Source organism: Bradyrhizobium sp. 149, assembly GCF_023073915.1.
In the GTDB taxonomy this organism is placed as follows: domain Bacteria; phylum Pseudomonadota; class Alphaproteobacteria; order Rhizobiales; family Xanthobacteraceae; genus Bradyrhizobium.
This window is the reverse complement of sequence record NZ_JADPKK010000022.1, coordinates 1,075,710-1,100,040: the sequence shown is the minus strand read 5'-3', so window position 1 is coordinate 1,100,040 and position 24,331 is coordinate 1,075,710. Positions and strand designations below refer to the sequence as shown.

At 64.8% G+C, this 24,331-nt stretch carries 35 protein-coding genes; 19 read left to right on the top strand and 16 right to left on the bottom strand.

Annotation, left to right across the window (positions count from 1 at the left end):
- The 4 genes from IVA88_RS22920 to IVA88_RS22905 all read right to left on the bottom strand — a co-directional run bounded on the left by IVA88_RS22920 (position 1) and on the right by IVA88_RS22905 (position 3,381).
- Positions 1–822 carry a GNAT family N-acetyltransferase gene (locus tag IVA88_RS22920; protein WP_247499427.1) on the bottom strand — a complete coding sequence of 274 codons (822 nt, stop codon included), beginning with the start codon at positions 820–822 and terminating at the stop codon, positions 1–3.
- Complete coding sequence (locus IVA88_RS22915; protein WP_247499426.1) at positions 809–1,846, bottom strand: NAD-dependent epimerase/dehydratase family protein; 1,038 nt, start codon at positions 1,844–1,846, stop codon at positions 809–811. Before IVA88_RS22915 ends, IVA88_RS22920 begins: the two co-directional genes overlap by 14 nt.
- Positions 1,847–1,879: 33 nt before the next feature.
- Complete coding sequence (locus tag IVA88_RS22910; RefSeq protein ID WP_247499425.1) at positions 1,880–2,650, bottom strand: ABC transporter permease; 771 nt, start codon at positions 2,648–2,650, stop codon at positions 1,880–1,882.
- Between the two features lie 83 nt (positions 2,651–2,733).
- Complete coding sequence (locus IVA88_RS22905) at positions 2,734–3,381, bottom strand: TetR/AcrR family transcriptional regulator (protein WP_247499424.1); 648 nt, start codon at positions 3,379–3,381, stop codon at positions 2,734–2,736.
- 101 nt (positions 3,382–3,482) lie between these two features.
- Here IVA88_RS22905 and IVA88_RS22900 point away from each other — a divergent pair, with 101 nt between their 5' ends.
- From IVA88_RS22900 to IVA88_RS22880, 5 genes are all read left to right on the top strand, one after another.
- Entirely contained in the window at positions 3,483–4,499 is a 1,017-nt protein-coding gene (locus tag IVA88_RS22900; protein ID WP_247499423.1) for an ABC transporter substrate-binding protein, read from the top strand.
- A 298-nt stretch (positions 4,500–4,797) separates the two neighbouring features.
- Entirely contained in the window at positions 4,798–5,496 is a 699-nt protein-coding gene (minC, locus tag IVA88_RS22895; RefSeq protein ID WP_247499422.1) for a septum site-determining protein MinC, read from the top strand.
- Between the two features lie 19 nt (positions 5,497–5,515).
- Positions 5,516–6,331 carry a septum site-determining protein MinD gene (minD, locus tag IVA88_RS22890; RefSeq protein WP_007591740.1) on the top strand — a complete coding sequence of 272 codons (816 nt, stop codon included), beginning with the start codon at positions 5,516–5,518 and terminating at the stop codon, positions 6,329–6,331.
- Positions 6,328–6,612, top strand: a complete 285-nt coding sequence (gene minE / locus IVA88_RS22885; RefSeq protein ID WP_247499421.1) for a cell division topological specificity factor MinE — start codon at positions 6,328–6,330, stop codon at positions 6,610–6,612. The genes minD and minE overlap by 4 nt, the downstream gene beginning before the upstream one ends.
- A gap of 184 nt (positions 6,613–6,796) precedes the next feature.
- Entirely contained in the window at positions 6,797–6,982 is a 186-nt protein-coding gene (locus tag IVA88_RS22880) for a hypothetical protein (RefSeq protein ID WP_247499420.1), read from the top strand.
- Between the two features lie 13 nt (positions 6,983–6,995).
- On the opposite strand, the gene IVA88_RS22875 is transcribed toward IVA88_RS22880, so the two are convergent.
- From IVA88_RS22875 to IVA88_RS22860, 4 genes are all read right to left on the bottom strand, one after another.
- Positions 6,996–7,247, bottom strand: a complete 252-nt coding sequence (locus tag IVA88_RS22875) for a hypothetical protein (RefSeq protein WP_247499419.1) — start codon at positions 7,245–7,247, stop codon at positions 6,996–6,998.
- A gap of 165 nt (positions 7,248–7,412) precedes the next feature.
- Positions 7,413–7,805: a hypothetical protein gene (locus IVA88_RS22870; protein WP_247499418.1), complete on the bottom strand. Its 393-nt coding sequence runs from the start codon at positions 7,803–7,805 to the stop codon at positions 7,413–7,415.
- Between the two features lie 93 nt (positions 7,806–7,898).
- The gene (locus IVA88_RS22865; RefSeq protein ID WP_247499417.1) at positions 7,899–8,129 is read right to left on the bottom strand and encodes a hypothetical protein; all 231 of its coding nucleotides are present in this window, start codon (positions 8,127–8,129) and stop codon (positions 7,899–7,901) included.
- A gap of 373 nt (positions 8,130–8,502) precedes the next feature.
- Positions 8,503–9,537, bottom strand: a complete 1,035-nt coding sequence (locus tag IVA88_RS22860; protein WP_247499416.1) for a hypothetical protein — start codon at positions 9,535–9,537, stop codon at positions 8,503–8,505.
- 305 nt (positions 9,538–9,842) lie between these two features.
- Here IVA88_RS22860 and IVA88_RS22855 point away from each other — a divergent pair, with 305 nt between their 5' ends.
- Positions 9,843–10,460: a L,D-transpeptidase gene (locus IVA88_RS22855; protein WP_247499415.1), complete on the top strand. Its 618-nt coding sequence runs from the start codon at positions 9,843–9,845 to the stop codon at positions 10,458–10,460.
- Positions 10,461–10,466: 6 nt separating this feature from the next.
- On the opposite strand, the gene IVA88_RS22850 is transcribed toward IVA88_RS22855, so the two are convergent.
- Both IVA88_RS22850 and IVA88_RS22845 read right to left on the bottom strand, forming a co-directional pair.
- On the bottom strand, positions 10,467–10,898 hold the full coding sequence (locus IVA88_RS22850; protein WP_247499414.1) for a hypothetical protein: 432 nt from the start codon (positions 10,896–10,898) through the stop codon (positions 10,467–10,469).
- A 120-nt stretch (positions 10,899–11,018) separates the two neighbouring features.
- Positions 11,019–11,483 carry a MarR family transcriptional regulator gene (locus IVA88_RS22845; RefSeq protein ID WP_247499413.1) on the bottom strand — a complete coding sequence of 155 codons (465 nt, stop codon included), beginning with the start codon at positions 11,481–11,483 and terminating at the stop codon, positions 11,019–11,021.
- A 102-nt stretch (positions 11,484–11,585) separates the two neighbouring features.
- On the opposite strand from IVA88_RS22845, the gene IVA88_RS22840 reads away from it, so the two are divergent.
- From IVA88_RS22840 to IVA88_RS22830, 3 genes are all read left to right on the top strand, one after another.
- Positions 11,586–13,508 carry an FAD-binding monooxygenase gene (locus tag IVA88_RS22840; protein WP_247499412.1) on the top strand — a complete coding sequence of 641 codons (1,923 nt, stop codon included), beginning with the start codon at positions 11,586–11,588 and terminating at the stop codon, positions 13,506–13,508.
- 154 nt (positions 13,509–13,662) lie between these two features.
- Positions 13,663–14,661: an SH3 domain-containing protein gene (locus IVA88_RS22835; RefSeq protein WP_247499411.1), complete on the top strand. Its 999-nt coding sequence runs from the start codon at positions 13,663–13,665 to the stop codon at positions 14,659–14,661.
- A gap of 170 nt (positions 14,662–14,831) precedes the next feature.
- Entirely contained in the window at positions 14,832–15,110 is a 279-nt protein-coding gene (locus tag IVA88_RS22830) for a hypothetical protein (RefSeq protein ID WP_247499410.1), read from the top strand.
- 19 nt (positions 15,111–15,129) lie between these two features.
- Here IVA88_RS22830 and IVA88_RS22825 read toward each other — a convergent pair whose 3' ends face one another.
- Positions 15,130–15,408 carry a DUF3551 domain-containing protein gene (locus IVA88_RS22825; protein WP_247499409.1) on the bottom strand — a complete coding sequence of 93 codons (279 nt, stop codon included), beginning with the start codon at positions 15,406–15,408 and terminating at the stop codon, positions 15,130–15,132.
- Positions 15,409–15,557: 149 nt separating this feature from the next.
- Between IVA88_RS22825 and IVA88_RS22820 the strand changes: the two genes are divergently transcribed.
- Both IVA88_RS22820 and IVA88_RS22815 read left to right on the top strand, forming a co-directional pair.
- Positions 15,558–15,725, top strand: a complete 168-nt coding sequence (locus tag IVA88_RS22820) for a hypothetical protein (RefSeq protein ID WP_247499408.1) — start codon at positions 15,558–15,560, stop codon at positions 15,723–15,725.
- A gap of 133 nt (positions 15,726–15,858) precedes the next feature.
- Positions 15,859–16,176, top strand: a complete 318-nt coding sequence (locus IVA88_RS22815; RefSeq protein WP_247499407.1) for a hypothetical protein — start codon at positions 15,859–15,861, stop codon at positions 16,174–16,176.
- An 18-nt stretch (positions 16,177–16,194) separates the two neighbouring features.
- On the opposite strand, the gene IVA88_RS22810 is transcribed toward IVA88_RS22815, so the two are convergent.
- Entirely contained in the window at positions 16,195–16,764 is a 570-nt protein-coding gene (locus IVA88_RS22810; RefSeq protein ID WP_247499406.1) for a TetR family transcriptional regulator, read from the bottom strand.
- Positions 16,764–17,108, bottom strand: coding sequence for a multidrug efflux SMR transporter (locus IVA88_RS22805; RefSeq protein ID WP_247499405.1), 345 nt, complete (start codon positions 17,106–17,108; stop codon positions 16,764–16,766). The genes IVA88_RS22810 and IVA88_RS22805 overlap by 1 nt, the downstream gene beginning before the upstream one ends.
- Before the next feature lie 307 nt (positions 17,109–17,415).
- Here IVA88_RS22805 and pdxY point away from each other — a divergent pair, with 307 nt between their 5' ends.
- Positions 17,416–18,228 carry a pyridoxal kinase gene (pdxY, locus tag IVA88_RS22800; RefSeq protein WP_247499404.1) on the top strand — a complete coding sequence of 271 codons (813 nt, stop codon included), beginning with the start codon at positions 17,416–17,418 and terminating at the stop codon, positions 18,226–18,228.
- A gap of 12 nt (positions 18,229–18,240) precedes the next feature.
- Here pdxY and IVA88_RS22795 read toward each other — a convergent pair whose 3' ends face one another.
- Entirely contained in the window at positions 18,241–19,569 is a 1,329-nt protein-coding gene (locus IVA88_RS22795; protein ID WP_247499403.1) for a hypothetical protein, read from the bottom strand.
- 348 nt (positions 19,570–19,917) lie between these two features.
- On the opposite strand from IVA88_RS22795, the gene IVA88_RS22790 reads away from it, so the two are divergent.
- The 4 genes from IVA88_RS22790 to IVA88_RS22775 all read left to right on the top strand — a co-directional run bounded on the left by IVA88_RS22790 (position 19,918) and on the right by IVA88_RS22775 (position 21,151).
- Positions 19,918–20,088 (top strand): Flp family type IVb pilin, encoded by a 171-nt coding sequence (locus IVA88_RS22790; protein WP_247500393.1) that lies wholly within the window; start codon positions 19,918–19,920, stop codon positions 20,086–20,088.
- A 49-nt stretch (positions 20,089–20,137) separates the two neighbouring features.
- Positions 20,138–20,341 carry a hypothetical protein gene (locus IVA88_RS22785; RefSeq protein ID WP_247499402.1) on the top strand — a complete coding sequence of 68 codons (204 nt, stop codon included), beginning with the start codon at positions 20,138–20,140 and terminating at the stop codon, positions 20,339–20,341.
- A 173-nt stretch (positions 20,342–20,514) separates the two neighbouring features.
- Complete coding sequence (locus tag IVA88_RS22780; protein WP_247499401.1) at positions 20,515–20,769, top strand: hypothetical protein; 255 nt, start codon at positions 20,515–20,517, stop codon at positions 20,767–20,769.
- 235 nt (positions 20,770–21,004) lie between these two features.
- Positions 21,005–21,151, top strand: coding sequence for a hypothetical protein (locus IVA88_RS22775; protein ID WP_247499400.1), 147 nt, complete (start codon positions 21,005–21,007; stop codon positions 21,149–21,151).
- A 4-nt stretch (positions 21,152–21,155) separates the two neighbouring features.
- On the opposite strand, the gene IVA88_RS22770 is transcribed toward IVA88_RS22775, so the two are convergent.
- Positions 21,156–21,719, bottom strand: a complete 564-nt coding sequence (locus IVA88_RS22770) for an Ada metal-binding domain-containing protein (protein ID WP_247499399.1) — start codon at positions 21,717–21,719, stop codon at positions 21,156–21,158.
- 154 nt (positions 21,720–21,873) lie between these two features.
- Here IVA88_RS22770 and IVA88_RS22765 point away from each other — a divergent pair, with 154 nt between their 5' ends.
- Positions 21,874–22,290: a nuclear transport factor 2 family protein gene (locus IVA88_RS22765; protein WP_247499398.1), complete on the top strand. Its 417-nt coding sequence runs from the start codon at positions 21,874–21,876 to the stop codon at positions 22,288–22,290.
- Positions 22,291–22,344: 54 nt separating this feature from the next.
- Here IVA88_RS22765 and IVA88_RS22760 read toward each other — a convergent pair whose 3' ends face one another.
- Positions 22,345–22,695: a zinc ribbon domain-containing protein YjdM gene (locus IVA88_RS22760; RefSeq protein ID WP_247499397.1), complete on the bottom strand. Its 351-nt coding sequence runs from the start codon at positions 22,693–22,695 to the stop codon at positions 22,345–22,347.
- 198 nt (positions 22,696–22,893) lie between these two features.
- On the opposite strand from IVA88_RS22760, the gene IVA88_RS22755 reads away from it, so the two are divergent.
- Together IVA88_RS22755 and IVA88_RS22750 are read left to right on the top strand one after the other, a co-directional pair.
- The gene (locus IVA88_RS22755; protein ID WP_247499396.1) at positions 22,894–23,430 is read left to right on the top strand and encodes a helix-turn-helix domain-containing protein; all 537 of its coding nucleotides are present in this window, start codon (positions 22,894–22,896) and stop codon (positions 23,428–23,430) included.
- A gap of 223 nt (positions 23,431–23,653) precedes the next feature.
- Positions 23,654–24,319: a cell envelope biogenesis protein TolA gene (locus IVA88_RS22750; RefSeq protein ID WP_247499395.1), complete on the top strand. Its 666-nt coding sequence runs from the start codon at positions 23,654–23,656 to the stop codon at positions 24,317–24,319.
- The last annotated feature ends 12 nt before the right edge of the window (positions 24,320–24,331 follow it).

Below are 24,331 nucleotides of genomic sequence, written 5' to 3'. Positions count from 1 at the left end.
CTATCCGAATTCAGGGCCGGCGACGGCGAATGGCATTTCCTCACCCGTGGCAGTGGCGGGGCCGAACCGCATGCGCTGGAACGGCCGCTCGATGGTCCAGCCGGAGCCGGTCAGTCCTTCCAGGAACGCAGGTTGCGACGCGACGGCGTCGAGCAGTAGCGGCCCGGTCTCCGATCGCGCGATGGCATCGACCAGGGCCAGCGCGGCGGCCGCGTTGTCGGCAAACGCCGGGCCGATATGGCGCGCAGTGCGTCCGCCGCGAACCAGCGCCATGGCGCGGTTCGCGGAGACGATGCTCGAGCCTGGCCGCTGCGCGAAAGCCGTGAGCAGGGCGGTTCGATCGAAACCGGTGGTCCGCCGGTCGCGCGCCCGAAGCGCGTCGAGCGTCCCGGTTGAAGGTGGTCGCGCGGCCGCCTGACCGGATGTCATCAGCTTGAGGCGGCGCAATTGCAGGGTCGGCGTGAACCCAAGCGGCCCATAGACGGCAGCACCATCAGGCGTCGCATCGAGCCAGCTCGTCAGGCCGCTTTTGCGCGCCGTCTCCAGGCAGGCATCGACGAGCCGGGTTGCGAGGCCGCGGCGGCGATGGCTTGCCGTCACCAGCACCATGCTGATCCAGGCGTTGTTGCCGGGGTAGGGCAGGAGCGCCGCGGTCGCGACCAGTTGTGCGCCATCACGGATGCCGAGCACGACGCCTTCACCTAGGAAGAAGCGCCAGTCGTCTTCATTCTGGTTCCAGTGCGCCTCGGTTGAGAGCACGAGGCCCGCCGCCGCGTCTTCGACGCCAAGCCTGATGATGCGCGGATCGTCAGTAGCGTCCATCGCGCACCTCGTATTTGGTGGGCTTGCCGAGGCTCGGCATGGCGCGGGAGACCCAATCCGCCGTCCAGGCGATCAGCTGCTCGGTGTCGACGACGGGCAGCCCGAACAGCTCGACGGACTTGGACGTGTCGGTCAGCCACGCCGTCGGCTCTTCGTTTCCTGTCAGCACTGGCGCGCGGCCGAACCTTGCGCCGAATCTTGCTGCGAGATCGCGCACCGCCAGAATCTCGTGGCCGCTGACATTGATCGGCGAGGTCGGCGTGGTGCAATGCGCGAGGCAGCGCAGCGCCTGCGACGAGGCATCGCCCTGCCAGATGAAATTGACATGGCTGATGCTGACATCGATCGGCGTGCCCGTAAGCACTTTCATTGCGATGTCGTGCAGCACGCCATAGCGCATGTCGATCGCGTAGTTGAGGCGGAACAGCCGCCCCGACGTTCCCAACTTGCGCGAAAAATATTCGAACATGCGCTCGCGGCCGACGCAGGACTGGGCGTATTCGCCCGGCGGGTTCGGCGCCATGTCTTCGGTCGAGCCTTTGCCGTCGACGGCGACGAAGGGATAGATGCAGCCGGTCGAGAACGCCACGATCCGCGAAGACGGGAAGGTCTGCGCGACCAGCGCCGGCACGTGCGCATTCATCGCCCAGGTCAGCGACAGATCGCCTTCGGCGCCGAATTTGCGGCCGGCCATGAAAATGATGTTGGGCGCCTTCGGCAGCGCCTGAATCGCGGTCTCGTCCATCAAATCGCAATTGATGGTCTCGACGCCGCGCGCATGCAGCCAGTCCTTGAGGCTTGGGTCGCTGAAGCGAGCGACGCCAATGACGCGGCGATCGGGCGCCGCCGCCTTGGCAAGCCCCGCCAGCGTTGGGCCCATCTTGCCGGCGACGCCGAGGATCATGATGTCGCCCTTGACCTTGGCAAGGTCGTCGATCAACGCCTGCGTTGGCCGGCACAGGAGATCGTCGAGCGCAGCGATATCAGGGATCGTTTTCGGCAGTGTCTGGCGGGTGAGGAGCATGGATTTCGTCCTTGGTCTCTAATTCTGCCGTTTTCAGGTTTGTCTTGCGTCGCCGACGACAAATATGCGTTCGAGGGCTAGCACGAATCCATAAAGGGCGACCCCGAGCAGCGTCAGCAGCACGACGGCCATCACCATCGCGGGCGTGTCGAGCGACGACTGCACCTGGATCATGAGGTAGCCGAGCCCGCGCTCGGAGGCGATGAACTCGCCGACGATGGCCCCGGCGACCGCGAGGATGGCGCCGACCTTCATGCCGGAGAATATGTAAGGCAGCGATCCCGGCAGCTGGATCTTGCGGAACAGCGTCCAGCGCGAGCCGCGCAGCGATTTGACGAGATCGAGCAGATCCGGCTCGACCTCGCGCAAGCCCCGCGCGGTGGTAAGCAGGATCGGGAAGAAACAGATGCTGAAGGCGATCAGGATGTTCGGCACGATGCCGTAGGAGAACCAGACGATGAGGAGCGGGCCGAGCGCCACTTTCGGAATCATGTTCAGCGTCACGAACAGCGGCAGCAGCACCAGGCTGATCAGCGGTGCCCAGCTGAAGATGACGGCCAGCGCCACGCCGACGAATGCGCCGAGCGCAAAGCCGCCCAGGATCTCGATCGCCGTCACCAGCGTATTGGCGCCCCAGGCGTAACTTGCAGTGCCCAGCGTCTGGATGGTCGCGAGCGGCGAGGGCAGGATGAACTTCGGCACGTGGAAGGCATCGACCAGGACCTGCCAGAGCACGAGCACCGCGAGGTGCACGATCAGAACGATCGCAAAGCTGCGCGTATTGCGGGCGCCGTCTCCTGCCACCGGTTGCTCCTGTTGCCAGCGGCCACCTTGCCGCTGGTCGCAAGCCTAACCGGCCTTGAGGGAAGTTTCAACCAGTTGGTTGATTACGGCCGGAGCGAATGCAGCACGAGATCGGCGACGTGCCGGCGGCGGGCGCGCTTTGCGGCCCGGCTCGACAGGTCCTTGCCGAAGATCGCGGACAGCGTCGGTGTGTTGGAGAGATAGAAATAGCTGAGGCCGGCAATGGAGATATAGAGCTGAATCGGGTCGATCCCCTTGCGGAACATTCCGGCGCGGACGCCCTCGTGAAGGATGTGGGACACGCTCTTCACCAGCGGCGAATGCATCGCCTCCAGCCGCGTCGAGCCGCGGACGTGGCGCGCGCCGCCGCGGTTCTCGTCGTTCAGAAGCACGATGAAATCGGGGTTTGCCGCGAGGTAATCGAACGAGGCCTCGATCAGTTTCCTGATCGCCTTTTCCGGCGCCAGACCTTCGAGATTGAGCTGGCGCTCCTGCTCGCGGATGTCGGCGTAAACCCATTCGAGGACAGCAAGATAGAGCGAATCCTTGTCACCGAAATAGTGGTAGACGAGCTGCTTGTTGACGCCGGCGCGCATCGCGATCTCGTCGACGCGGGCGCCGGCAAAGCCGTGCCTTGCGAACTCCTCGCGCGCCGCGGTGAGCAGCTTCTTGCGTGTGGCGACGGGATCGCGCCGCTGCGGCACGGTGTCGCCTGGACGTTTTGCGGGCATTTCCAACCAAACAGTTGACAAGTGGAGGGCGGCCTTGTTGCATTGGTATCCTCACAGGGGGAGAGCGACAAGCCGGGTCGCGGGCAACGAGGAGAGATGCGATGAAGCGTTTGCAGGCGGCGGGCTCGGCGCTGGCTTTGGCCCTGATGTGCGGTTCAGCGGCGGTGCCGGCGACCGCGGGCGAGGCGGTCAATCTGATCCTGAATTGGGCACCGACAGCCGATCACTCGCCGTATTATTACGCCAAGGCGCAAGGCTGGTACGAGAAGGCGGGCATCGATCTGACCATCGAGGTCGGCAAGGGCTCCGGCGTCTCCGCCGCCAAGGTCGGCTCCGGCGGCTCGCCCTTCGGCGTCGCCGATCTCGCCACCATGCTGGTGGCGAAGAGCAAGGGGGCCGACGCTGTTGCCGTGATGAGCGTCTATGCCAATACCGGGCAGACCTTCTACTGGCTGAAGAGCTACGGCGTGAACGGGGCGAAGGATTTTGCGGGCCACAAGATCGGCAATCCGCCCGGGGACGCCTCGCGCGTGATGTGGCCGGCCTTCGCCAAGGCCGCAGGGCTTGCGCCCGACTCCGTCGGCTTCGTCAATGTCGGGCCGACCGCGAAAATCGCGGCGCTGAAGAGCCATACCGTCGATATCATCAGCGACTTCTACAACGAGCACGATTTGAAGGTGATCGAGTTCGGGCCCGATCTCGGCTACGTCAACTGGAAGGACATTGGGCTCAACCCTTACGGCAATTCGCTGATCGTCAATGGGGGCTATCTGCAGAAGAACCCGAAGCTGGTCGAGGAGTTCGTGCGCGTCACGCAAAAGGCCTTCGCGACTTGCGTCGCCGACGCCGCACCCTGCCTGAAGGCGCTGCTCGACCAGGTCTCCGGTCTCGACAAGGCGAACCAGGAGCGCCAGTGGGAGCGTATCAAGTTCCTGATGACGGACGAATTCACGACGACCAAGTCGCTCGGCTGGATCGACGGCGAGCGGATGAAAAGGGACTACGAGCTGGTCCAGACCTATCTCGGCATGGAGAAGCCGTTCGACGTCACAACGGCGTTCACGACCAGGATGCTCGATCCCGCGATCAAGATGGACGCGAGCAAGGTGAAGAAGTAGGGGGCGGAGGCGTCCCGCCGTTGCGAAGGACGCGTGCCGGATCCTGATCTCGTGCCCCGGACGCAGCGCAGCGCCTCTTCGGCGGTGCGCTGCTGAGCCGGGGCCCATATTTGCCGAGAGCATGACCCGTGTGGCCTGGGTCCCGGCTCTGCGCAGCAACGCTTGGGCGTTGCAGCGCGTCCGGGACACGAGAGCAGGATACCGGTCATCCCACGTAACCCCACGGAGAAATTAACCGGCCATTAACCATATCCGCCGCATCGTTAACCATTCAATAACAGGGAACGAGTCGGCCGCTATGGAGGCTGCAGTAAAACCTCAACGCCAAATGGTGCGCCTGCGCGGGCGCTCCTATGTGGCCTTCGTGTTTGTGCCGACGGTTCCGATCCAGGACTGGCTGCAGGAAATCGACGCCACCATCGCGCGCTCGCCGGGCTTCTTCGCCGGCCGGCCCGTGGTGATCGACCTGTCCTCGGTCGATCTCAGCCAATCCGGCATTGGCCATCTGCTCACCAGCCTTCAGGACCGCAACATCCGCGTGCTCGGCATCGAGGGCGTGGAGGAGGGCCGGCTGACCCCGATGATGCCGCCGCTGCTTTCGGGCGGGCGGAGCTGCGTGGTCGAGCCGAGCGCGCCCAAGAAGGCCGAGACCAAGGCCGCCGCAAAGCCGACCTCATTGCTGCTCGAAAGCCCGGTGCGGTCGGGCCAGACCGTGATCTTCCCGGACGGTGACGTCACCATCCTCGGTTCGGTCGGCTCCGGCGCCGAGGTCGTCGCCGGCGGCTCCATTCACATCTACGGCGCGCTGCGCGGCCGCGCCATGGCGGGCGTGAACGGTCACACGAGCGCACGCATCTATTGTCAGAAGATCGAGGCCGAACTGCTTGCGATCGATGGGTTTTACCAGACCGCCGACGATATCGACGCCGCCTTGCGCGGCAAGCCTGCCCAGGCCTGGCTCCAGGGCGACACCATGCGAATTACCGCGCTGAACTGACCAGAAGGAGATTTGAGAGATGGCCAAGGTACTGGTCGTGACGTCAGGCAAGGGCGGCGTCGGCAAGACGACGACGACCGCCGCATTGGGGGCTGCGCTCGCGCAACGCGGCGAAAAGGTCGTCGTCGTCGATTTCGACGTCGGCTTGCGCAACCTTGACCTCGTGATGGGCGCCGAACGCCGCGTCGTGTTCGACCTCATCAACGTGGTGCAGGGGGTCGCAAAGCTGCCGCAGGCGCTGATCAAGGATAAGCGGCTGGAGAACCTCTGGCTGCTACCGGCCTCGCAAACCCGCGACAAGGACGCGCTGACCGAAGAGGGCGTGGGCAAGGTCATCGACGATCTGCGCAGCCGTTTCGACTGGGTGATTTGCGACAGCCCGGCAGGTATCGAGCGCGGCGCCTCCATGGCGATGCGCTTTGCCGACGAGGCCGTGATCGTCACCAATCCCGAAGTCTCCTCGGTGCGCGATTCCGACCGCATCATCGGCATGCTCGATTCCAAGACGGTGCGGGCCGAAAAGGGCGAGCGGGTCGAGAAGCACATCCTGATCACCCGCTACGATCCCTCGCGCGCCGCGCGCGGCGAGATGCTGACGATCGAGGACATCCTCGAGATCCTCGCAACTCCCTTGCTCGGCATCATCCCGGAGAGCCAGGACGTGCTGCGCGCCTCCAACGTCGGCACGCCCGTGACGCTGTCGAACGCGGAAGGCGCGCCGGCACGGGCCTATATCGATGCGGCGCGGCGGCTGTGCGGCGACACGGTGCCGATGCAGGTGCCGACCGAGCGCAAGGGTTTCATGGATCGCCTGCTGCGAAGGAGGGCCGCATGAGCATGGGTCTGCTTCGGCTTCTTCGCGGCAACAAGGCCACTGCACCCGTCGCGCGCGAACGGTTGCAGATCCTGCTTGCCCATGAACGCGGACTGCGCGGCCAGCCCGATCTGCTCGGTGTGCTGCGTGAGGAAATTCTCGCGGTCGTCTCCAGGCACGTCACGCTGGACCCGACCAAGGTCATCGTCCGGCTCGATCGCGGCGACGAGGTTTCGACCCTCGAGGTTGATATCGAGGTGCCCAACGACTTCGAGCGCAACAAGCGCGCGGCGGTCGGGTAGGGATTTCGGCCGGACGCTTCCAATTTGGGGTGGGTGAGAAGGCGGTCGAGAAGGCGGTCCGCTGGGCATAGCGGGCCGCCTTTTCGCGCTGACGTGGACGCTGCGGAACGAGGTCCGGGGCTCAATCGTTGTGAAAACCACGGCGGCGCGATGCACCGCGGTTTCGTCAATCGGGAGAACGCCCATGATGCCCGAGGTCCAGGTCCACACCGTCGCGCGCCAGATGCTGGAACGGCATGGCTTTGCGGCGATCGCGAAGGCCGCCGAACAGGCGCAGGTTTGCGAGAGCCGCGGCGAGGCCGATGAGGCCAAAGAGTGGCGTCACATCGCCGACGCGATGAAGATCATACGCGGTCCGCACCAGAGCTGACACTCCCGCGCGCTCAACGCTCCCCGCGGTCGGCGCCTTGCGGCAACGTGCGATTCTGCGTCTGTGGTTGAGGGCGCTCGCCCGTTTCCTTGCAGGGGAGCTGCTCCCACGAGCCGTCCGGCGCCTGCTGATAGGCACTACACGATGACGACGAGGTCGACTTGTCCGCGCCCTTCTGGGCGTCGGAATTCTTCGCCATGACGGGCGCGCTCAGCAACGCGGCGGCCGCAACTGCGCCGGCGAAGACGAAATGGATACTCCGCATGAGGGCTCTCCTGTTCGAATTCGAAGAGGCCGCATGGTGTCAAAGATTGTGACGATTTTTGGCCAAGACAATTTTGGCCAAGACGATTTTGGCCAAGAGATTCTGGCCAAGAGATTCTGGCCAAGTCGGCTCAATCGCGGCGGGCTCAACACCGCGAGGAATCGGCTAGCCGCCCTTGGCGCGGATCAGGCCGGCGAGGTTGGTCTTCTGCAATTCGCACCAGCCGGGCATGCCGAGGCGGCGCTGGTCGAGATCAGTCGCTTGCGTCGCCACTGCGACCTCTGCCATGACGTCGTCGGGTTGTTTCTCGCCCATCTTGCCGCCGGTGTGCATCCAGGCAATCGCCTTGCGCACCTGCTCGGTGGTGCCGTCTGGCAGGTGCATCTGCTGCGCCTTCTGCACCAGATCCTGGTAGGCGACATCCGTGCCCGGACATTCGACCTTGGCGGCGAAGGCCTGCAAGACCATCGTCACATATTTTGAGCGTTCATGATCCTCGGCCGCTTGGGCCGGCGCCGCCAGCAGCAACAGGGCCGTCATCAGAAAAGCAGTGCGCATCCTTGGTACCTCCCCGAGATTTTCGGGAAGGCTAGCGGCTGGAGCGCCGCTCCGCAATGGGGATACCGAGCGGCCGCGAAGCGACCCGGCGAGCTAGCGCCGCCAGGCCGGTACCGGATCGAGCGGCGTGCGGTAGACCTCGTTGTGATCGCGGTCGGTGACGCGCACCGCGCAACCCTTGCGTTGCAACTCCGGCTTCACCTGCGAAAGTTCGGTGGCCAGTTGGTCGGCGCGGTCGGAAGCACCCTCGATGTCTTCAAGGATGATTCCGCCCTGGTTCTTGAACTCTTCACCAACCACGAGATCGAAGGAGTAGTAAGGCATCCGAATTCCCCGGTATGACGAATTGAGCTTCGGGTGGACGTTTCAACACACGAGCGATGGTACCACTGAGTCGATGTTTATCGAATGAACGGCGCGCGCAATCTCTATGCTTATGGCGCAGAAATGATGTGCAGGATTCACGCGCGTTAAGATTTTATTAAATATGTCGGCGCGATCATGAGGCATGGAATTGCAGCAGAACCGGGCTCCGGGAACCGGCAGCTGCAAGAGAAGGCCGCCGGCATAGATCCCGACGGCCTTTTCTCTTGACGAAAAACGAGCGAAGCAGCGCTTCCCGTAGTTCCCCGGACACAACGCATCACATCGACTCGGACAGCGTCGTTAGTCGCAACATCGTCGCGCGACTGATCGTTCAGCGCAGCGGCATTGGTGGACGCACGACAGGCCCGTCATCGTCGGCAACGGCTTGCGTCGTCGTCACAGGCGCAGCTGGCGGCGGAGCCGCGGCAGCGTGCGAAGGCGGCGGAGCCGCGGCAGCGTGCGAAGGCGGCGGCGGAGCGAGCGGCGCGGGCGAATAGGCCGGCATGTAAGTCTGCGACACGACCGGTTTCGGCTTGCGAACCGGCGGCGGCGCGGCCCGCGGCGGCAGCGCGGAGACGCGCGCGCGCGGATCGACGGGCGGTCTCGCATCGGCCACCGGCTTCGGCGCGGGGGGCTTCGCCATCTCGCGCGCCATCTGCTCCTGCCCGGCCTTCAACTCGGCGATGTTGGCCTTGAGCTGCTCGATCTGCTGCGCCATCGCGGCGAGGTCGCGCGTCATCGACTGCACCGACTGCGTTGCTTCGGGCTGGGTTGGCGCGGGCGCTGCTACCGCAGCCTGGGTCGGGGGCGGAGCCACAGATTGATCGGTCGTCTGATCCGTTGCGGCTTGCTCCGCCGGCGGCGCTGCCTGCGCGGCGGCGACGGGTGCCGCCTGCGACGTCGAAGGCAGCAGCGACGCCAATGCTGGCGTCCATTCGGCGAGCATCTGTCTTGCGGTGTCGCCATGTTTCTCCCAGGCAACTGTGGCGGCCGCGCTGCCCCCCGCAAACAGTATCGTGACGAAAGCGCCGCGCAGCCATTTGCCGGCGGAGGATCGCTTCTGCCGGCCGGGACCATCACTGGCCGCGAGGCGCACGGCGGTGTCGACCGAGGGCGCTGCCTGCGGCTCCGCGACGGGACTGAACTTCGGCCCCGGATCAAATTTGGGCTTCGGCATGAACGTTGGAGTTATTTTGGGCTCCGGACGGGTCGCGATCTCAGGCGCGGGCGCTGGCGCAACGCTGAGGGGGCGCGAGGCCAGCACCATGTCAGGCGAAATCTGCACGGCATCGTGCGGGTCGTTGGTCGTGACCGTGTCCTTCACGATCTCATCGACGATTTGCCTGGTGTTCAGCGTCGCGAGCATCGCAGCTCCTTTGATGCCTTCGTCGTCCGCATTGGCGCGATCCGATCCGTTGAAGTGATCCCATCACGGGCGAGATGACGCACGAGTCCAGCCGGGTTTGACCAAAGCAAGGCGAGGGGATGGAGACTGTGCGACGCTCTTCCGCCGTTTGTGGTGATGGAACCCACTGGGTCAAACACGCGCACGTGTTCCGCGATGCCTTGTTTTCAGCACGATTTTGGCAGCATCTGGTGCTGCTGGGGGTGCTGCTATCGCTATCGGGGCCGGCGGTGCCAAGATCTTTATTCGTTCTATTCGTCCTTGCCATGCTTCCGTTGGGCGGCTGCATGCAGACGACACTTTCACCATCGACGGATGCGAGCATGACGCCGCGCGACCGGCAGTTGCTTGCGCATACGCCTTACGCGCAGGCGAACGTGCCCGAGCAATATCTTCGTCATATCGTCGATTATCCGCGCAAGGAGCAGCCGGGCACGATCCTGGTCGATACCGATGCGCGCTACCTCTATTTCGTGCTGCCCGAAGGCAAGGCGATCCGCTATGGCGTCGCCGTCGGCGAGGAAGCCATGGCGTTCTCCGGCGTCGCGCGGGTCGGCCGTCTGGCGGAATGGCCAGACTGGGTTCCGACAGCCGACATCCAGGCGCGCCTCGGACCCTATCCAGCGCGCGTCGCCGGCGGTCCCGCCAATCCGCTGGGCGCGCGGGGCATCTACCTCTATGTCGGCAACAAGGACACGCTCTACCGCATCCACGGCACCAACCAGCCGGAATATATCGGACAGGCGATCTCGTCGGGATGCATCCGGATGCGCAACGAGGACGTGATCGATCTCTATGACCGGGTGAAGCTCAATTCAACGGTCGTGGTGCTGCCGCCCGGACAGAACGCGCAAGTCGAGGCGGGACGCAGCTGGCGCGGGTGAGGTTGCCTATTCCGCGGGCTGGGCAACGCGCCATTGCAGCGTCGTGGCATTGCCGTTCGCATCGCCCGGCGCCTTGTCGGCGGGCGATGTGTAGAGCGGGCGATAGCGGTAGGCCCACATCTTGCTGCCGTCGTCGCGGTTGATCACGGTGAAGTCGCCAACGGCCTTGGCGTCGGCCGTTGCGGGCAGCGGGATCCAGCTCTCGGCGCACTTGCCGTTGCAGCTGGACGTCTTCCCGGTGGTGTCGCGCTCGTAATAATAGAGCGTCATTCCCTTGAGATCGACGAGCTTGGGACCCTTTTTTGTCAGGACGACTTTGGCTGGCGCAACTGGGGCCTCGACCTTCGGCGGGGCAGGGTCACCGCCGCCATGGCCGTTCGCGAGCGCAGGGGCGGTCGAGAGCGCGATCGCCGCCGCCGCAATGAAGAACCTGAACATCCGAAACTCCCGACCGGCAAAGTTAATCGCGCGTTAACGCCGAATGCTGCCGACCGTAACAGCCGAAGGTTAGTTCCTGGTTTCGCGATACTGCGACAATTACGCATGGAAATGCGCTGGTTATGCCTGCACCTCGCGCAGCGGGGCGCGACTGAGCTCGTTGCCGGCGGCGATGGCCTTGTGCAGAAGGCGCATCAGATCCTCACCTTCCTTGGCGCTGAGGCCGCGCAGCATGATGCGTTGCGCGGATTCGACGGCCGGCGTGATCTTGCGCAGCGTGCGGCGGCCTTCGTCGGTGATCTCGAGCTCGCGGGCACGACGGTCGCGGCTTGAGGCGCGGCGCTCCGCGAGCCCTTTCTGCACGAGGCGGTCGATCACGCCGGTGATGGTGGTGCGGTCGTAGGCGATCAACCCTGCCAGCGTCACCTGGTCGAGACCCGGATTGGCCTTAATGGTCGCGAGCGCGGCGTATTGCACCGGCGTGAGGTCAAAGCCGGCATCCCCGACTTCCGCCAGAAATACCGCCACCGCGATCTGCTGGAACCGGCGCGCCAGATGTCCGGGCATGTCGTTGTTGTCTTTCACCGAATGTCTCCGTTGGGCAGCAAGGCCGGGATCGTTGACAAGTATACTGATAGTCAGCATACTGAGCAATATCCAAACAGAACGTCGGCGGGAGAGGTGCTCATGCAATTCCATCTCAATGGATTTCAGCCGGGCGATCCTGAAATTGCCGATCCCGCCGCGCGCATTCAGGCCTCCGGCGCAACGGGGAGCGTGCCTGAAGAGGTCGATGTCCTCATCGTCGGCTGTGGCCCTGCGGGCCTGACGCTTGCCGCCCAGCTTGCGCTGTTTCCCGACATCAAGACCTGCATAGTCGAGCAGAAGCCGAGGCGGCTGCTGGTCGGACAGGCCGACGGTATTGCCTGCCGCACCATGGAGATGTTCCACGCCTTCGGCTTCAGCGAGCGCGTTCTGAAGGAAGCGTGTTGGGTCAACGAGACGACGTTCTGGAAGCCGGACGAGCGGATGCCGGAAAATATCGTCCGCAGCGGCCGGGTGCAGGACGTCGAGGACGGGTTGTCGGAGTTCCCGCATGTCATCCTCAACCAGGCGCGCATCCATGACGGCTTTCTCGATATCATGCGCAAAGCGCCGGCCAGGCTCGATCCGCATTACAGCCGGCGCCTGCTCGAGCTTCAGGTCGATCCGGCCGCGGGTCCCGCCGACCATGCCGTGACGGCGCGGCTCGAACGGGTCGATGCCGCAAACGAGGGCAAGGTCGAAACGATCAAGGCGCGCTACGTCGTCGGCTGCGACGGCGCCCGCAGCATGGTGCGCAAATCGATCGGCCGCGAGTTGCACGGCGATTCCGCCAATCATGCCTGGGGCGTGATGGACGTGCTGGCGGTGACCGATTTTCCGGACATCCGCTTCAAGGCCCTGATCCAGTCGGCGAAGGACGGCAGCCTGCTGATCATTCCACGCGAGGGCGGCTACATGGTCCGCCTCTATGTCGAGCTCGCCAAGCTCGACATCGGCGAGCGCGTCGCCAATCGCAACATCACCGCCGATGACGTGATCGCGAAAGCGCAGCGGATCCTGAACCCGCATACGCTCAATGTGAAGGAGATCGCGTGGTGGTCGGTCTACGAGATCGGCCAGCGCCTGACTGACAAATTCGACGACGTCCCGGAGACCGAGATCGATAGGCGTCTACCGCGGATATTCATCGCCGGCGATGCCTGCCATACCCACAGCCCGAAGGCGGGGCAGGGCATGAACGTCTCGATGCAGGACGCCTTCAATCTCGGTTGGAAGCTCGCCGCCGTTTTGCGGAAGCAGTCTGCACCAAGCCTGCTGCATTCCTATTCGGCCGAGCGCCAGGCGGTTGCGAAAGAGCTGATCGATTTCGATCGCGAATGGGCGGGGATTCTTGCGTCCGCCGCCAAGGCCGGCGGCGCCGATGCCGCCAGGACGCAGGACTATTTTGTCAGGCACGGCCGCTACACCGCGGGCACGGCGACGCATTACCGCCCGTCGGTTCTGACCGGAGCGACGTCGCACCAGCATCTCGCGCAAGGCCTCGTGATCGGCACGCGCTTTCATTCCGCACCGGTGATCCGGCTTGCGGATGCCAAGCCGGTGCATCTCGGTCACGCTGGGCAGGCGGATGGCCGCTTTCGTATCTACGCTTTTTCTGGCGCGGGGGATCCGGCGGTAGCCGGCTCGGCCATTCGCGCCTTGTGCAATTTCCTCTTCGAGGCGCGGGAGTCGCCGGTCCGGCGTTACACGCCCGCGGCCGCCGACATCGACAGCGTGATCGACCTGCGGGCGGTCTTCCAGCAGGATCATCGCGAGCTCGCCATCGAGGCGATGCCCGCGCTGCTGCTTCCGCGCAAGGGCCGGTACGGCTTGATCGACTACGAGAAGATGTTCTGTCCGGACCTCAAGACTGGTCACGACGTCTTCGCCATGCGCGGCATCGATCGCAAGGCCGGCTGCATGGTCGTGGTCCGGCCGGATCAGTATGTCGCGACCGTGCTGCCGCTCGATGATTTTGCTGCGCTTGCTGCGTACTTCGACGCCTTCATGCTGGAAGCGAACTGACGGCTCGCAGTGCTCTTGCGGGCAGTGCCGATGAACGGCGAATGAATATTGAACCGCGCGCGGCATCCGTCTCGATCTTTCGACGGATGAGACCGTCGTACGCGGAACGCCGGTTCTGCTTGCGCGTTCCGACTTGAAAGAGGAGGACTACGCCATGAGAATCAGAAGCGTCTTAGTTGCCGCATTGCTGCTCGCCCCGACGGCCGCACTGGCCGCGCCGGGCATCGTCACCGTCTCGACCGGCCTGCGCGCCGGGCCGGGTTCGGGCTTTCCCATGGTCGACCGCATCCCCGGGGGCGCCCGCGTCAACATCCATGGTTGCCTGCGTGGCAACGCCTGGTGCGACGTGAGCTTCTCGGATGACCGTGGCTGGGTATCGTCGCAATATCTCGAATATCTCTACCGCAATCACTACGTCTATCTCCCGGACTATGTCGACGAGATCGACGTGCCAACCGTCCCCTTCGTGCTGACCTCGTACTGGTCGAGCTATTATGCGGGGCGGCCCTGGTACCGGCAGCAGGCCCATTGGAATAGCTACTGGACCTCGCATCAGCGCTTCGCGACGCGGATGACGATCGACCCGCGCGCGGCTCGCATCGGCCGCGCGGCAACGCGTGACGCGGCGATCGCAGTCGGGCGCAACGGTGCGGATGCCCAAGGAAACGTCCACGGGAATGTTAAGGGCGCCGCCGCGGTTTCCGGCCGTGATGCCGCCACGTCACGGCACGACGCCGCCGTCGTCGGCAGACGCGACACTGCGGTTGCGACGGACCGGATCCGTGCTGGACGAGGCGAGCGCATCGCGCATGAGCGGACCAATCTGCAAAGCCGCAATCCGCGCGATGCACAGGCCCGTATCATGCACGAGCAGGCTGCGAGCCGCGCAGCCCCGCGTGCGCAGCCGATGGCGCGTGCACATGAGGCGCCGCGTGTATCAGCGGCGCCGGCGAGCCGGCCCGCGATGCCGCATGTAGCTCAGCCGAATGTGAGCCACGGCTCGCCGATGAATGCTCACGCCCAGATGCCGGCGCCGCGCGCGGCTGCGCCCGCAATGGCGCCGGGCGGCGGCGGTGCTCCTCACATGAACGCCGCACCGCGCGGCGGTGGTGCGCCGGCCGGTGGCCCCGGCGGCGGGCACCAGAAGCATTAAATTCTCTAACGAAAGCCCGGCCCTCGCGCCGGGCTTTCTGCTTGTGTGAGCCGGGTTCCCTGCGCGTACAATTTAAGAAAGTTCTTCGCCGGCAGATTTCATCGATCGTAAGATGTCTACTCAAAGCTGTAAGCATTCCACTCGGGGCAGCGGGGCACGGGAGGATGACGATGAGACAGAGCCAGGCGGAGACACGCCGCCACAACGTCGCGAAGCGGTCGATGACCAAAGAGGCCAAGCAGCTGTCCGGCCTGATTGCCGGATTGCGCCAATCCCTCGAGGTGATTCAAAAGGAGCGATCGAGCACAAAACTCTCCGGCGCCGAGATGGGCCTTCTCGACGAACGTCGCAACAATCTGTTGCTCACTATCGCAGCCCTCGACGACCGCCTCTCGGCGGTGCAGGGGCTGATCGATCTGGGCCGTCCCCACATCATTCGCATCCACTGATCGGAGCGCAGACCTGATGCTATCGGCTTCGTCGCGGCGGCGACGGAACCGGGCTCAGCTGCCGGCTCTGCGTGGCATAAGGGTTGATGTAGCACTGGGCGGACTGCCCGGATGCGGTCGCGGCGCACTGCGCAATTGTCGCAAAACTGCAATCGATGCTGCGGCCGTCGATCGTGTAGATCTCGATGCACACGGGATAGCGCGGATCATAGGTCTGCGCAGCTGTCGGCGCGGCGCCGAGCAGGCCTGCACCAAGCAAGCCCGCGACAGGCAGAATCGCATTCATGATGCGGCGCACGATCAATCTCCGTCCTTCGTCGGAGCCAAAGCACAATGCTGCCATGGAGGGCATCAAATTGCCACGCTGCCGGCGAATTGCCGCCAAAGCCCGCTGCCACGAGGAGAACGGGTGCGGGGCAACGCAAGGGGACGCCATTGGCCTATAAGATGATCGCAGAACGCGATAATGAGAAGTGCAGCTTTGCCCGCGAGAGCCGGTTGCTCATCGTGGCCAAGGCAAAGGTTTGGGCCAGTGAGGGGTGGAAGGTCGTCATCACCGACCAGGACGGCAAAGCCTACGCGCCGCCCGAATTCGATCAGCTATTGGCGGCCTGACCGCAAAACGGGGATGCCTCTTATTGACGCGTTTTCTTCACGCGAACCGGGATATCCACTTCGCTCGAAAACGCTCAAGGGGACGATATTGATTTCGCACTTTCGATCGGGGCGCGACCTGCTCGCGCCCCTGATGACTCTTGCAGCCGCCGCGGTCCTGACGGCGACAGTTGCCGCCGCGCAAAATCTCGATGCCGGCAAGTCGCCGCAAAAGCTCTTTGCCGATGGTTGCGCGACCTGCCATCGCAGCCCGCACGGACTGGCCAAAGGGCGCTTCAACCTGACGCTGTCCTGGTTCCTGAAGGACCATTACGCAACCAGTTCGGACACAGCCAAGGCGCTTGCCGCCTATCTGGAAGCCGTCGATACTCCGCCGCCGCCGCGGGCTGCGACCAAGCCTGGCGCGAAGCGATCCGGGCCGCGTTCTTCCAAGCCCGTGCAAAGCCAGTAGGCGTGAGCCGGCCGCCGGTTACGCGCGTCGATAAGTCTGCGCGATCAGCCCTGCGTGGACGGCGCGGAGGTCAGCGCTCATGCGCGTCTGTCCCGTCGTGACATAGGACAGCCAGGCGCCGTCGGCGGCAAGGCGGACGACGTGGAGCTCCGGCGTGCCGTCTGTCGCACGGTGGCGCTTCAGCCGTCCCTTGATCCACTCGTTCCAGAGCCGACGCAGCGACGGATCGGTGACGACGACCATGCTCAGCGCCGCCCAGGGCGTCGCGAAGCCGAACGCCTTGCCGGTGAACACCGCATTCACGTAGGCGCGCGTAAAGCTGCCGCGGGGCTTGGGATCGGCCTCGACGGCGGCGTCGATCTCGGTATCGACGCGCGCGAGCAGATCGGCGAACAGGCCCTCCATCAGCGCCTGCTTGCTGCCGAAATGATGAAACAGCCCGCCCTTGGTCACCCCGGCCGCGGCCGCCACCGCCTGCACCGTGACGCCGGCGACGCCATGGTCCATGGCGATGGCTGCGGCGCAGTCGAGCAGGGCCCGCCGGACCTGCTCGGGCTGCTTGGTGCGGGTGTAGGCGCTTGCGGGCATCAATGCACTGTGGTTCCCGAGAACAGGTTGATAACCACGACCCCGGACACGATCAGCGCGATGCCGACGAAGGCCGCGGCGTCCAGCATCTGGCGGAACAGCACCACGGAGACGGTGGCGGTCAGGATGATGCCGACCCCGCCCCAGATCGCATAGGCGATGCTCAGGGGGATGACCCGGATCGCGACCGACAGCGCGTAGAACGAGGCGACATAGAACAGCACCATCGCCAGTGTCGGCCACGGCCGCGTGAACTGCGCGGATTGCTGGAGGAAGGCGGACGCCGTGACCTCCAAGACGATGGCGAGGGCAAGCGCTGCGTAGGCACTATAGGCGGAGGTCATGGCGAACTCGAACGTAGCGCGCCAAAGATACCGCGCGGTAGGTATGTTTGGCGTGTGGAAGATGGCTTTTGCCGGGAAACCGTATCACGAGTGAGTGACGAGCCTGCGACAACGAACGTGAGGGAGGCGGAGATCGCGGCTTGTGCCATGGCCGATATGCTCTGCGCCTGTCTTGCGAGGCTGGCACGGCGCTAAGTCATTGCCGACCTGAAATGCCTCAGATTTGTAGATGGAGTACGGGCGGGCGGCCGGCCGTTACCCCATCTACGCTTGCCACATCCAGCGTTTGCCCCTACGGACCTCTTTCATGCTCGTCATCTCCATTCAAAGCCAGGTCGTCCACGGCCATGTCGGCAACAGCGCCGCCGCCTATGCCATGCAGGCGGAGGGGGTGAACGTCGCGGCGGTGCCGACGACGCTGCTGTCGAACCATCCGCGCTATCCGAGCCTGCGTGGGCGCGTGCTGGAGACAGAGCTCGTTGCAGATCTGCTGAAAGGTCTCGAGGAGCGCGACCTCGTCGATGAGGCCGCGGTGCTCGTCACCGGCTATCTGGGCTCGCCCGGCAATGCCGCTGCCATTGCCGATTTTGTCGAGCGGGCGCTGACCCGCAATTCAAAGCTCATCTATCTCTGCGACCCCGTGATCGGCGATGACGGCCGGGTCTATGTCGCCGACGGAATCCTGGAGGTGGTTCGCCATCGGCTGCTGCCGGCCTCGAACCTGACCACGCCGAACCAGTTCGAGCTCGAACTGCTGTCGGGCACCACGATCGCGGATGCGCAGGGCCTGCGCGCGGCGTGCGCGGCGCTGGCCGGGACCGGCCGCATCGACGTCGTCGCCACCGGCTGCACGCTCACCGATACGGCGGAAGGGCAGGTCGAGACGATCTTGTGCGCCGACGGTCAGTTGTCGCGCTTTGCGACACCCCGCCTACCGATCCGCCCCTCAGGCACCGGCGATCTCCTCAGCGGCCTGATCGCGGCGCATCTGGCCAGGGGCAAAGCAGCCGAGGCGGCGGTGCGGCTCGCGGTCGAGACCATCTTTGCGGTGCTGGTGCGCACGCAGGCAGCCGGCACCGCCGAGATGCAGCTCGTGCCACTGCCGAGGGCAGGACGATAAGCCCCAGCGGATTTACGTCGCGCGCTTTGCGGCCGATTGCGCCGACTTCTGCGGCTTTGCCGGGAGCTTCTGCTCGCGCGTCGCGTGCGACTTCGCCTGTGCCTTCGCTTGTGCCTTGGGCGGCTTTGCGCTGGCGACAGCGCGCGCTTTCCTCGGCTTCGCGTTGGCTTCCTTGCGGTCCGACGTTCCCCGGCGTGAGACGTATTCCGCACCGTCGATCGGGCCGACATGCGGCGGATCGCGGCCAAGATAGGGCCGGCCGATGCCGAGCGCCTTGCCGTTGGCGTCGACCCACTTCCACAGCACCTCGGTCGAGACCCAGCGTTGCGCGCGGTTGTCGCCCTTGGTGCTGACGATGTCGGCCGCCATGCCGTGGCCGTAGCCGCCGCGCGTGCTGCCGCCATGATAGGAGCGGTCGGAGGCGGCCTTCAGGCCGCTCGCGATCGACTGGCGGTAGTTGTCCCGGAACGCGCTGGTGATGCCCGGTGAAAGCCCGGCGGCCTCAGCCGCGAGCAGCGTCCGAAACAGCTTTCGCTTGAAACTCTTGTCCATGCCGCCGATGACGTAGTCCATCATCGGCATGCCGGCGTGGTCGGCCGCCTTCGGATCCTTCCAGCCAAAGTCCTCGTCGACCAGCTTCGTGAAGCTGCGCATCACCGTGACCATCTTGCCCTTGCGCCTGACGGTAACGGCGCGGCGATCCTCGACCTTGATCGAGTCTTCCTTGGGCGTGCGCTGGTAGAGCGCCCAGAGATAGCGATCGATGCAGGCCTCAATGACGTAGCATTCGTCGAGCACGGCGGTGGTGTCCGCGGACGGCGAGGCCTTGCTCGCGGCAGCGGTGGGACCGCTCGCGAGCGCCGCGGGCGACAGTGCCTCTGTCGTCACGATCGCGGTGGGATCGGCGGATGCGAGTTTTATCACGGGCTCCGACGCCGGAGCCGGAGCAAGCTCGCTGGCGACCGGTGTCGGGTCAGGCGAAATCTGCGGCGCGGGCGGCGCCTCGGCCGGCAAGATCAGCACTGGATCGGCTGAGGCGAGCTTGATGACCGGGGCCGGCGCCTCGGGCGTTGCCGCTTCGGCGGTGACCGGGCCCGGTGTCGCAGCGACGGCGGCCGCGATATCGGCGGTCAGGGCGACGCCGTCCTCGATGGCCCCAGCGCGCGGGATGTCGGCGAGGTCGAGCCGACCCAGATCTTTCGCGCGCGATACGGCAGAAGCATTGGCGCCACTGTTCTCGATGAGGGCAGGGGCATAGGCGGACAAAGAGAGCGCCAGCCAGCCGGCGAGAACCGCCGAGGGGCAGGAGACCGCCACCAGAAGAGACCGCCGATCATTCATGATCCCTGCCTCCAAACGGTTCTGTTTGAACCTCGTCTGGTCCGAACAGTCTCGATACGAACAGTCCTATCAGACAGCCTTGCACGAAAAGGCACGCCGCGCGCCGATTGTTCGGTGGACGGTGTGGCGGCGCAATGGCGCAATTCGGCGAAAACGGGCTTTTCGGGCGGGTGTTGCGCGGCGGCAACGCAGGTTCCATTGCGGTTCGACGGCGCCACGGCCGAAAGTGCCTGCAAATGCAGCATTCATTGTCGTCAATTTGAGGCGGTCGAGTTTACTCAATCTTGGATTGTGGTCGTGCAAATCTCCCGCGCCGGCGAGTCTCGCTGGAGTGGGAAGGACACGCCTGTGAAATTGAAATGCAAGTGGGCCGAATTCGCCGCGGATGAATCCGGCGCTACCGCGATCGAATACGGCCTGATCGCAGCCGGCATCGCGCTCGCGATCATCGAGATCATCTACGCTCTCGGTACCAACCTCGTCGCGAAGCTGCAATCGCTGGCGGCGGCATTGAAATAAGCTGTGTGGCTTCGCTGCAACCTTGAGCCGGCTGGTGCGTTGGGCGCCCATGACGCATTCCTCGCTTCGTCCCATGGACGCCTTCGATCCCACCGAGCCCGCCATCCTGCACGACCTGCTCTCCGATACGATCATCACCTGGACCGCTGAGCAGGCCGACGATTACCGGCGTGCCAGCCGGCCGGGCAGGGACGGAACCGTGATGTGGAAGGCCTATGTGTTCGATGGTTGGGGCCATGTGCTCGGCGGCTGACCGCCGCCCATAAAAGCGTCATGTCGCGCTTGGCGGAGATTTGGCCAAGACGTTGCGCGCATTAAACATATTGCCATGCACCGGGCGCGTTGTTGCGTTGCAACAACGCATGTCGCAATGCAACAAAACGCGCTTAAATGTGCTCCGAATCTTCCACTGAAGGAGCATCACCCATGAAACAGAAGACTCTGTCGATCGCCGCCGCCATCCTGACGATCGCGGGCAGCACCGCGACTTTCGCCGCCGAGCTGCCGACTTATGAGGCCAACGGTTTTCCGGTCTCCCCGATGCAAGTGCGCGTGCTCGGTGCCGCGCATGTCGAGCAGCAGGTCTCGGCACCAACCACCGTCGCTTCGGTCCACCAGGCCCGCGTTCTGTCGTCGCGCAAGGTGAAAACCGCCGATGTCACGACCGGCAGCGCCCGCTGATCTGGGGGCGCCTCAGGCCAACGTCAAGTCAACATGATGCAGGCTCGTTTCCTCCCGAGCCTGCCTGGACCGCGTTCCCTTTCGGGAGCGCGGTCTTTTTTTGGCGCGCGAGTCATGATCCGGCGCGGCGGTGAAAGCGAGTGTGATCTCCTTAATAGTTGCTGCGCGGATCGGAGCGCTTGATGCGGGCGCCGCTTATTGAGCAGCCAAGAATCATTTTCATAATGGAGTAGTCATGCCCGTTGCACAAAAGGCCGTTATTGCAGGCGCCTCGCCGCGCGCGTTCATTCTGAGGCATCTCGCCTTGTTCGTAGCCGCCGCGCTGTTCGTGTTCGTTCTGAGCCTGACCTATGGGCTCGATCTCAGCCCCGGGTTTTTCTGACGGGCTACGCACGCTTCGATAGCCGCAGGCTCGACGGCGAGCGGCCGTAGAGCTCTGCGAAGGCGGCGTTGAAACGGCGCAGGCTGCCGAAGCCGGCCTGGAATGCGATGTCAGTCATAGTGTGATCGCCGGAATCGAGCAGGCGTTTTGCGCGCTGGACCCGCAGCGTCTTCGCAAGCTGCTGCGGCGTCGCGCCGACGTGGCGCTCGAACAATCGCGCCAGATGACGCGAGGAGATGCCGAGCCGCAGCGCGAGAAACACCACCGAATTCTCGTCGAGCGCGCCCTCGTTGATCAGCTTCACCGCGCGTGCGACCGTCGAGCGCGTGCCGTTCCAGGCCGGGCAGAACGGCGCCGTCTCGGGGCGGCAGCGCAGGCAAGGGCGGAAGCCCGCGGCTTCCGCCGCCGCGGCTGTTGGATGATAGGCGACGTTGCGCGTCAGCGGCTGCTTGGCCGGACAGACCGGACGGCAATAGATGCCCGTGGTCCTCACCGCCGTGAAGAAGCGGCCGTCGTATCGGGGATCCCGGCGCAGGCGCGCGGCGTTGCAGACGTCAAAACTCAGCATGGCCTGATGATAGCGCATAGCCGCGCGAGCGGAAGGGGCGCGGGATGACCGAGTCCGATTGCGGCGAGCCGCGATGCGCAGGGCGGCGTAGAAGCCGGCCCTCGATGCAAGCCTCTTCAATGCAAGCCCCTTCGATGCCAGTTTGGAGCCCGCCGTGACCAGCCCGAAAGATACCGTCCTCAACGCCTGGAAGACCTTTTCATCACGCGACGCGGCGCGCATCGCCGCGCTGTTCACGGACGATGCCGAATGGATCGCGCCGAAGGGCAACGCTACCGCGGTCGCGCTCGATCACACCGACCACATGATCGGCGCGCAGGCGATCGCGCGCTTCATCGCGCAGGAGATGCACAGGATGTTTTCCGAGATCGATATCGCCTTTCGCGGCGTCTATGCCGACGGCGATGTCGTGATCGTGGAGGAGCGGATGCGCGCCACGCTTGCCGGGGGCGCGCGTTACGAGAACGACTATTGCTTCGTGTTCACGGTGGCCGGCGGCAAGATCCGCGAGGTGCGGGAATACATGGACACGCGCAAGGGGTGGCAGATGGTGTTTGGAGCGGAGGCGTAACCTCCGCAGCGTGCTGTGCGGTTCTACCTGGCGCTGCGGCAGCGATAGACTGCGCTAGGCCTTCCTCACGACCTCCGATTTCAGGTTCATCGCGCCGATGCCGTCGATCTTGCAGGCGATGTTGTGTCCGTCGGTGGCCTCCTGCAGGCGGATGTTGCGGACCTTGGTGCCGCCCTTGACGACGGAGGAGGAGCCCTTGACCTTGAGATCCTTCATCACGATGACGCTGTCGCCGTCGGCGAGCGCATTGCCGTTGGCATCGCGCACGCCCGCGTCCTGCGCGGCGTCCGCGGCGGCCTCGGTCGTGCCGCTCCATTCATGGCCGCATTCCGGGCAGACCCAGAGGCCGCGATCCTGATAGGCGTGCTCGGAGTTGCAGGTCGGGCATTTCATCGTATCGGTCATCATTGGCCTCGTCGCCCGTCACGGGCGCGCCGCACGCCTTCCGCCGGAAAAAGATGGATTGGGAGCGAATCCTTTACCATGGCTTCCGGTCCTGGTCGAACCCGGGGAAACTTAGGAGATCAGGAAAACTTCCGCGGTATCGAGGTCCGGGTTACCGGCGGCGTCCGTTGGACGTCGCCGCAGGAGGAACGTCCCGTCATGAGCGAGGATCGCACCGCAGTCAGACATCACATTTTGCGGACCGGCATTGTCGCATTCGACAACGGCACCGGCAAGGTCATCAGCGCGCCCTGCACGATCCGTGACGTCTCGGGCACCGGCGCTCGCCTCGGCCTCAACGCCTCGCTCTGGGTCGCCGAGCAGTTCACGCTGGTGTTCAGCAGCGGGCTGCGCAAGGACTGCCGGGTCGCCTGGCGCAAGGGCAGGCTGATCGGCAGCGCGTTCACTGAGGGCTATGCGAGCGCGGACGAGCAGGCCGTCATGATGACGGCGGACGAGCAGTCCCGGCACCGGCTCGGCATCGGCGCGCGCGTCAAGACTGCGCGCGAGACCCGCGGCTACACGCAAGCCCAGCTCGCCGAGCTGATCGGCGCCACATCTGCCTTCGTCTCGCTGGCCGAGCAGGGCGAGGCGGACATTCCGCTGTATCAGCTGATGCACATCGCCGATCTCTTGATGGTCGGCCTCGACGGGCTCGTGGCGGGGCCTGCGCCTGAGGACGTCGACGCGGCGTAATTGGCGCCCGTCAAAACAAAGCGTCGAAAACAACCCCATGCACAGTAGAAATCCGTAAGGATTTCAGCGTTTTGTAAATCCGAAAAATCGGTGGTGGTGGACCACGCATCGTCCCGGTCGATTTCGGCGATACCGAATCAGAATTTGACTCGTCGGGCAAAACAGGGGCAGTATGGCATGATGGCGGCGCTGGAAGCTGGTGGCTCGCCGGCCGCGGGGCGACATGCCGAAACAATCGAAGAAAACAAGACCAAGCCGAAAGCTGAAGACCTACCAGACCTCGCTCGGCTTCTACGACCAGGCGGTCGCCGCGCCCTCGATGAAGGCGGCGCTGGACGCCTGGGGCGCCAGGTCCAATCTCTTCCATCAGGGCGCCGCGAGGGAGACCGACGACCCCGACATCGTCGCCGCGACCATGGCAAGCCCGGGCGTGGTGCTCAGGCGTCCGGTCGGATCGGACGGCCCGTTCACGGAGCATTCCGAACTGCCGACCGATCTTGCCGACGACGAGGCCAAACCTAAATCCAGGTCCAAAGCCAAGTCCAAATCCAAGCCGAAAAAGCCTGCGGCCAAGGCTGCAAAAAATCCATCCAAGATCGACGATCGACAAGCCCGCAAGGCCGCCGCGGCATTCGCGAAGGAAGAACAACGCCGAGACGCCGAGCGCAGGAAGGAAGAGGCCGCGCGGGCCAAGGAGCGCGCCCGCCGCGACAAGGCGGTGGCGAGCGCGCAGGCGGCGCTTGACGAGGCGAGGCGGGAGCACGAGGCGCGAGCGGAGGCAGTTGAAGCCGAGCGCGCCGCGCTCGATGCGCGCGCCGAGGCGGAGGCGACGCGCTGGGACAAGCAGAGGATGAAGCTGGAGCAGGCGGTGCGGCGCGCGCGCGAGTAGGGCGCGCGCTCG

Excerpts from the sequence above, each read along its gene's own strand:
- IVA88_RS22920 (WP_247499427.1), bottom strand. The coding sequence starts at position 822 with ATGGACGCTACTGACGATCCGCGCATCATCAGGCTTGGCGTCGAAGAC.
- IVA88_RS22915 (WP_247499426.1), bottom strand. The coding sequence starts at position 1,846 with ATGCTCCTCACCCGCCAGACACTGCCGAAAACGATCCCTGATATCGCT.
- IVA88_RS22905 (WP_247499424.1), bottom strand. The coding sequence starts at position 3,381 with ATGCCCGCAAAACGTCCAGGCGACACCGTGCCGCAGCGGCGCGATCCC.
- IVA88_RS22900 (WP_247499423.1), top strand. The coding sequence starts at position 3,483 with ATGAAGCGTTTGCAGGCGGCGGGCTCGGCGCTGGCTTTGGCCCTGATG.
- minC (WP_247499422.1), top strand. The coding sequence starts at position 4,798 with ATGGAGGCTGCAGTAAAACCTCAACGCCAAATGGTGCGCCTGCGCGGG.
- minD (WP_007591740.1), top strand. The coding sequence starts at position 5,516 with ATGGCCAAGGTACTGGTCGTGACGTCAGGCAAGGGCGGCGTCGGCAAG.
- minE (WP_247499421.1), top strand. The coding sequence starts at position 6,328 with ATGAGCATGGGTCTGCTTCGGCTTCTTCGCGGCAACAAGGCCACTGCA.
- IVA88_RS22880 (WP_247499420.1), top strand. The coding sequence starts at position 6,797 with ATGATGCCCGAGGTCCAGGTCCACACCGTCGCGCGCCAGATGCTGGAA.
- IVA88_RS22875 (WP_247499419.1), bottom strand. The coding sequence starts at position 7,247 with ATGCGGAGTATCCATTTCGTCTTCGCCGGCGCAGTTGCGGCCGCCGCG.
- IVA88_RS22870 (WP_247499418.1), bottom strand. The coding sequence starts at position 7,805 with ATGCGCACTGCTTTTCTGATGACGGCCCTGTTGCTGCTGGCGGCGCCG.
- IVA88_RS22865 (WP_247499417.1), bottom strand. The coding sequence starts at position 8,129 with ATGCCTTACTACTCCTTCGATCTCGTGGTTGGTGAAGAGTTCAAGAAC.
- IVA88_RS22860 (WP_247499416.1), bottom strand. The coding sequence starts at position 9,537 with ATGCTCGCGACGCTGAACACCAGGCAAATCGTCGATGAGATCGTGAAG.
- IVA88_RS22855 (WP_247499415.1), top strand. The coding sequence starts at position 9,843 with ATGCTTCCGTTGGGCGGCTGCATGCAGACGACACTTTCACCATCGACG.
- IVA88_RS22850 (WP_247499414.1), bottom strand. The coding sequence starts at position 10,898 with ATGTTCAGGTTCTTCATTGCGGCGGCGGCGATCGCGCTCTCGACCGCC.
- IVA88_RS22840 (WP_247499412.1), top strand. The coding sequence starts at position 11,586 with ATGCAATTCCATCTCAATGGATTTCAGCCGGGCGATCCTGAAATTGCC.
- IVA88_RS22835 (WP_247499411.1), top strand. The coding sequence starts at position 13,663 with ATGAGAATCAGAAGCGTCTTAGTTGCCGCATTGCTGCTCGCCCCGACG.
- IVA88_RS22830 (WP_247499410.1), top strand. The coding sequence starts at position 14,832 with ATGAGACAGAGCCAGGCGGAGACACGCCGCCACAACGTCGCGAAGCGG.
- IVA88_RS22820 (WP_247499408.1), top strand. The coding sequence starts at position 15,558 with ATGATCGCAGAACGCGATAATGAGAAGTGCAGCTTTGCCCGCGAGAGC.
- IVA88_RS22815 (WP_247499407.1), top strand. The coding sequence starts at position 15,859 with ATGACTCTTGCAGCCGCCGCGGTCCTGACGGCGACAGTTGCCGCCGCG.
- IVA88_RS22810 (WP_247499406.1), bottom strand. The coding sequence starts at position 16,764 with ATGCCCGCAAGCGCCTACACCCGCACCAAGCAGCCCGAGCAGGTCCGG.
- IVA88_RS22805 (WP_247499405.1), bottom strand. The coding sequence starts at position 17,108 with ATGACCTCCGCCTATAGTGCCTACGCAGCGCTTGCCCTCGCCATCGTC.
- pdxY (WP_247499404.1), top strand. The coding sequence starts at position 17,416 with ATGCTCGTCATCTCCATTCAAAGCCAGGTCGTCCACGGCCATGTCGGC.
- IVA88_RS22795 (WP_247499403.1), bottom strand. The coding sequence starts at position 19,569 with ATGAATGATCGGCGGTCTCTTCTGGTGGCGGTCTCCTGCCCCTCGGCG.
- IVA88_RS22785 (WP_247499402.1), top strand. The coding sequence starts at position 20,138 with ATGACGCATTCCTCGCTTCGTCCCATGGACGCCTTCGATCCCACCGAG.
- IVA88_RS22780 (WP_247499401.1), top strand. The coding sequence starts at position 20,515 with ATGAAACAGAAGACTCTGTCGATCGCCGCCGCCATCCTGACGATCGCG.
- IVA88_RS22775 (WP_247499400.1), top strand. The coding sequence starts at position 21,005 with ATGCCCGTTGCACAAAAGGCCGTTATTGCAGGCGCCTCGCCGCGCGCG.
- IVA88_RS22770 (WP_247499399.1), bottom strand. The coding sequence starts at position 21,719 with ATGCTGAGTTTTGACGTCTGCAACGCCGCGCGCCTGCGCCGGGATCCC.
- IVA88_RS22760 (WP_247499397.1), bottom strand. The coding sequence starts at position 22,695 with ATGACCGATACGATGAAATGCCCGACCTGCAACTCCGAGCACGCCTAT.
- IVA88_RS22755 (WP_247499396.1), top strand. The coding sequence starts at position 22,894 with ATGAGCGAGGATCGCACCGCAGTCAGACATCACATTTTGCGGACCGGC.
- IVA88_RS22750 (WP_247499395.1), top strand. The coding sequence starts at position 23,654 with ATGCCGAAACAATCGAAGAAAACAAGACCAAGCCGAAAGCTGAAGACC.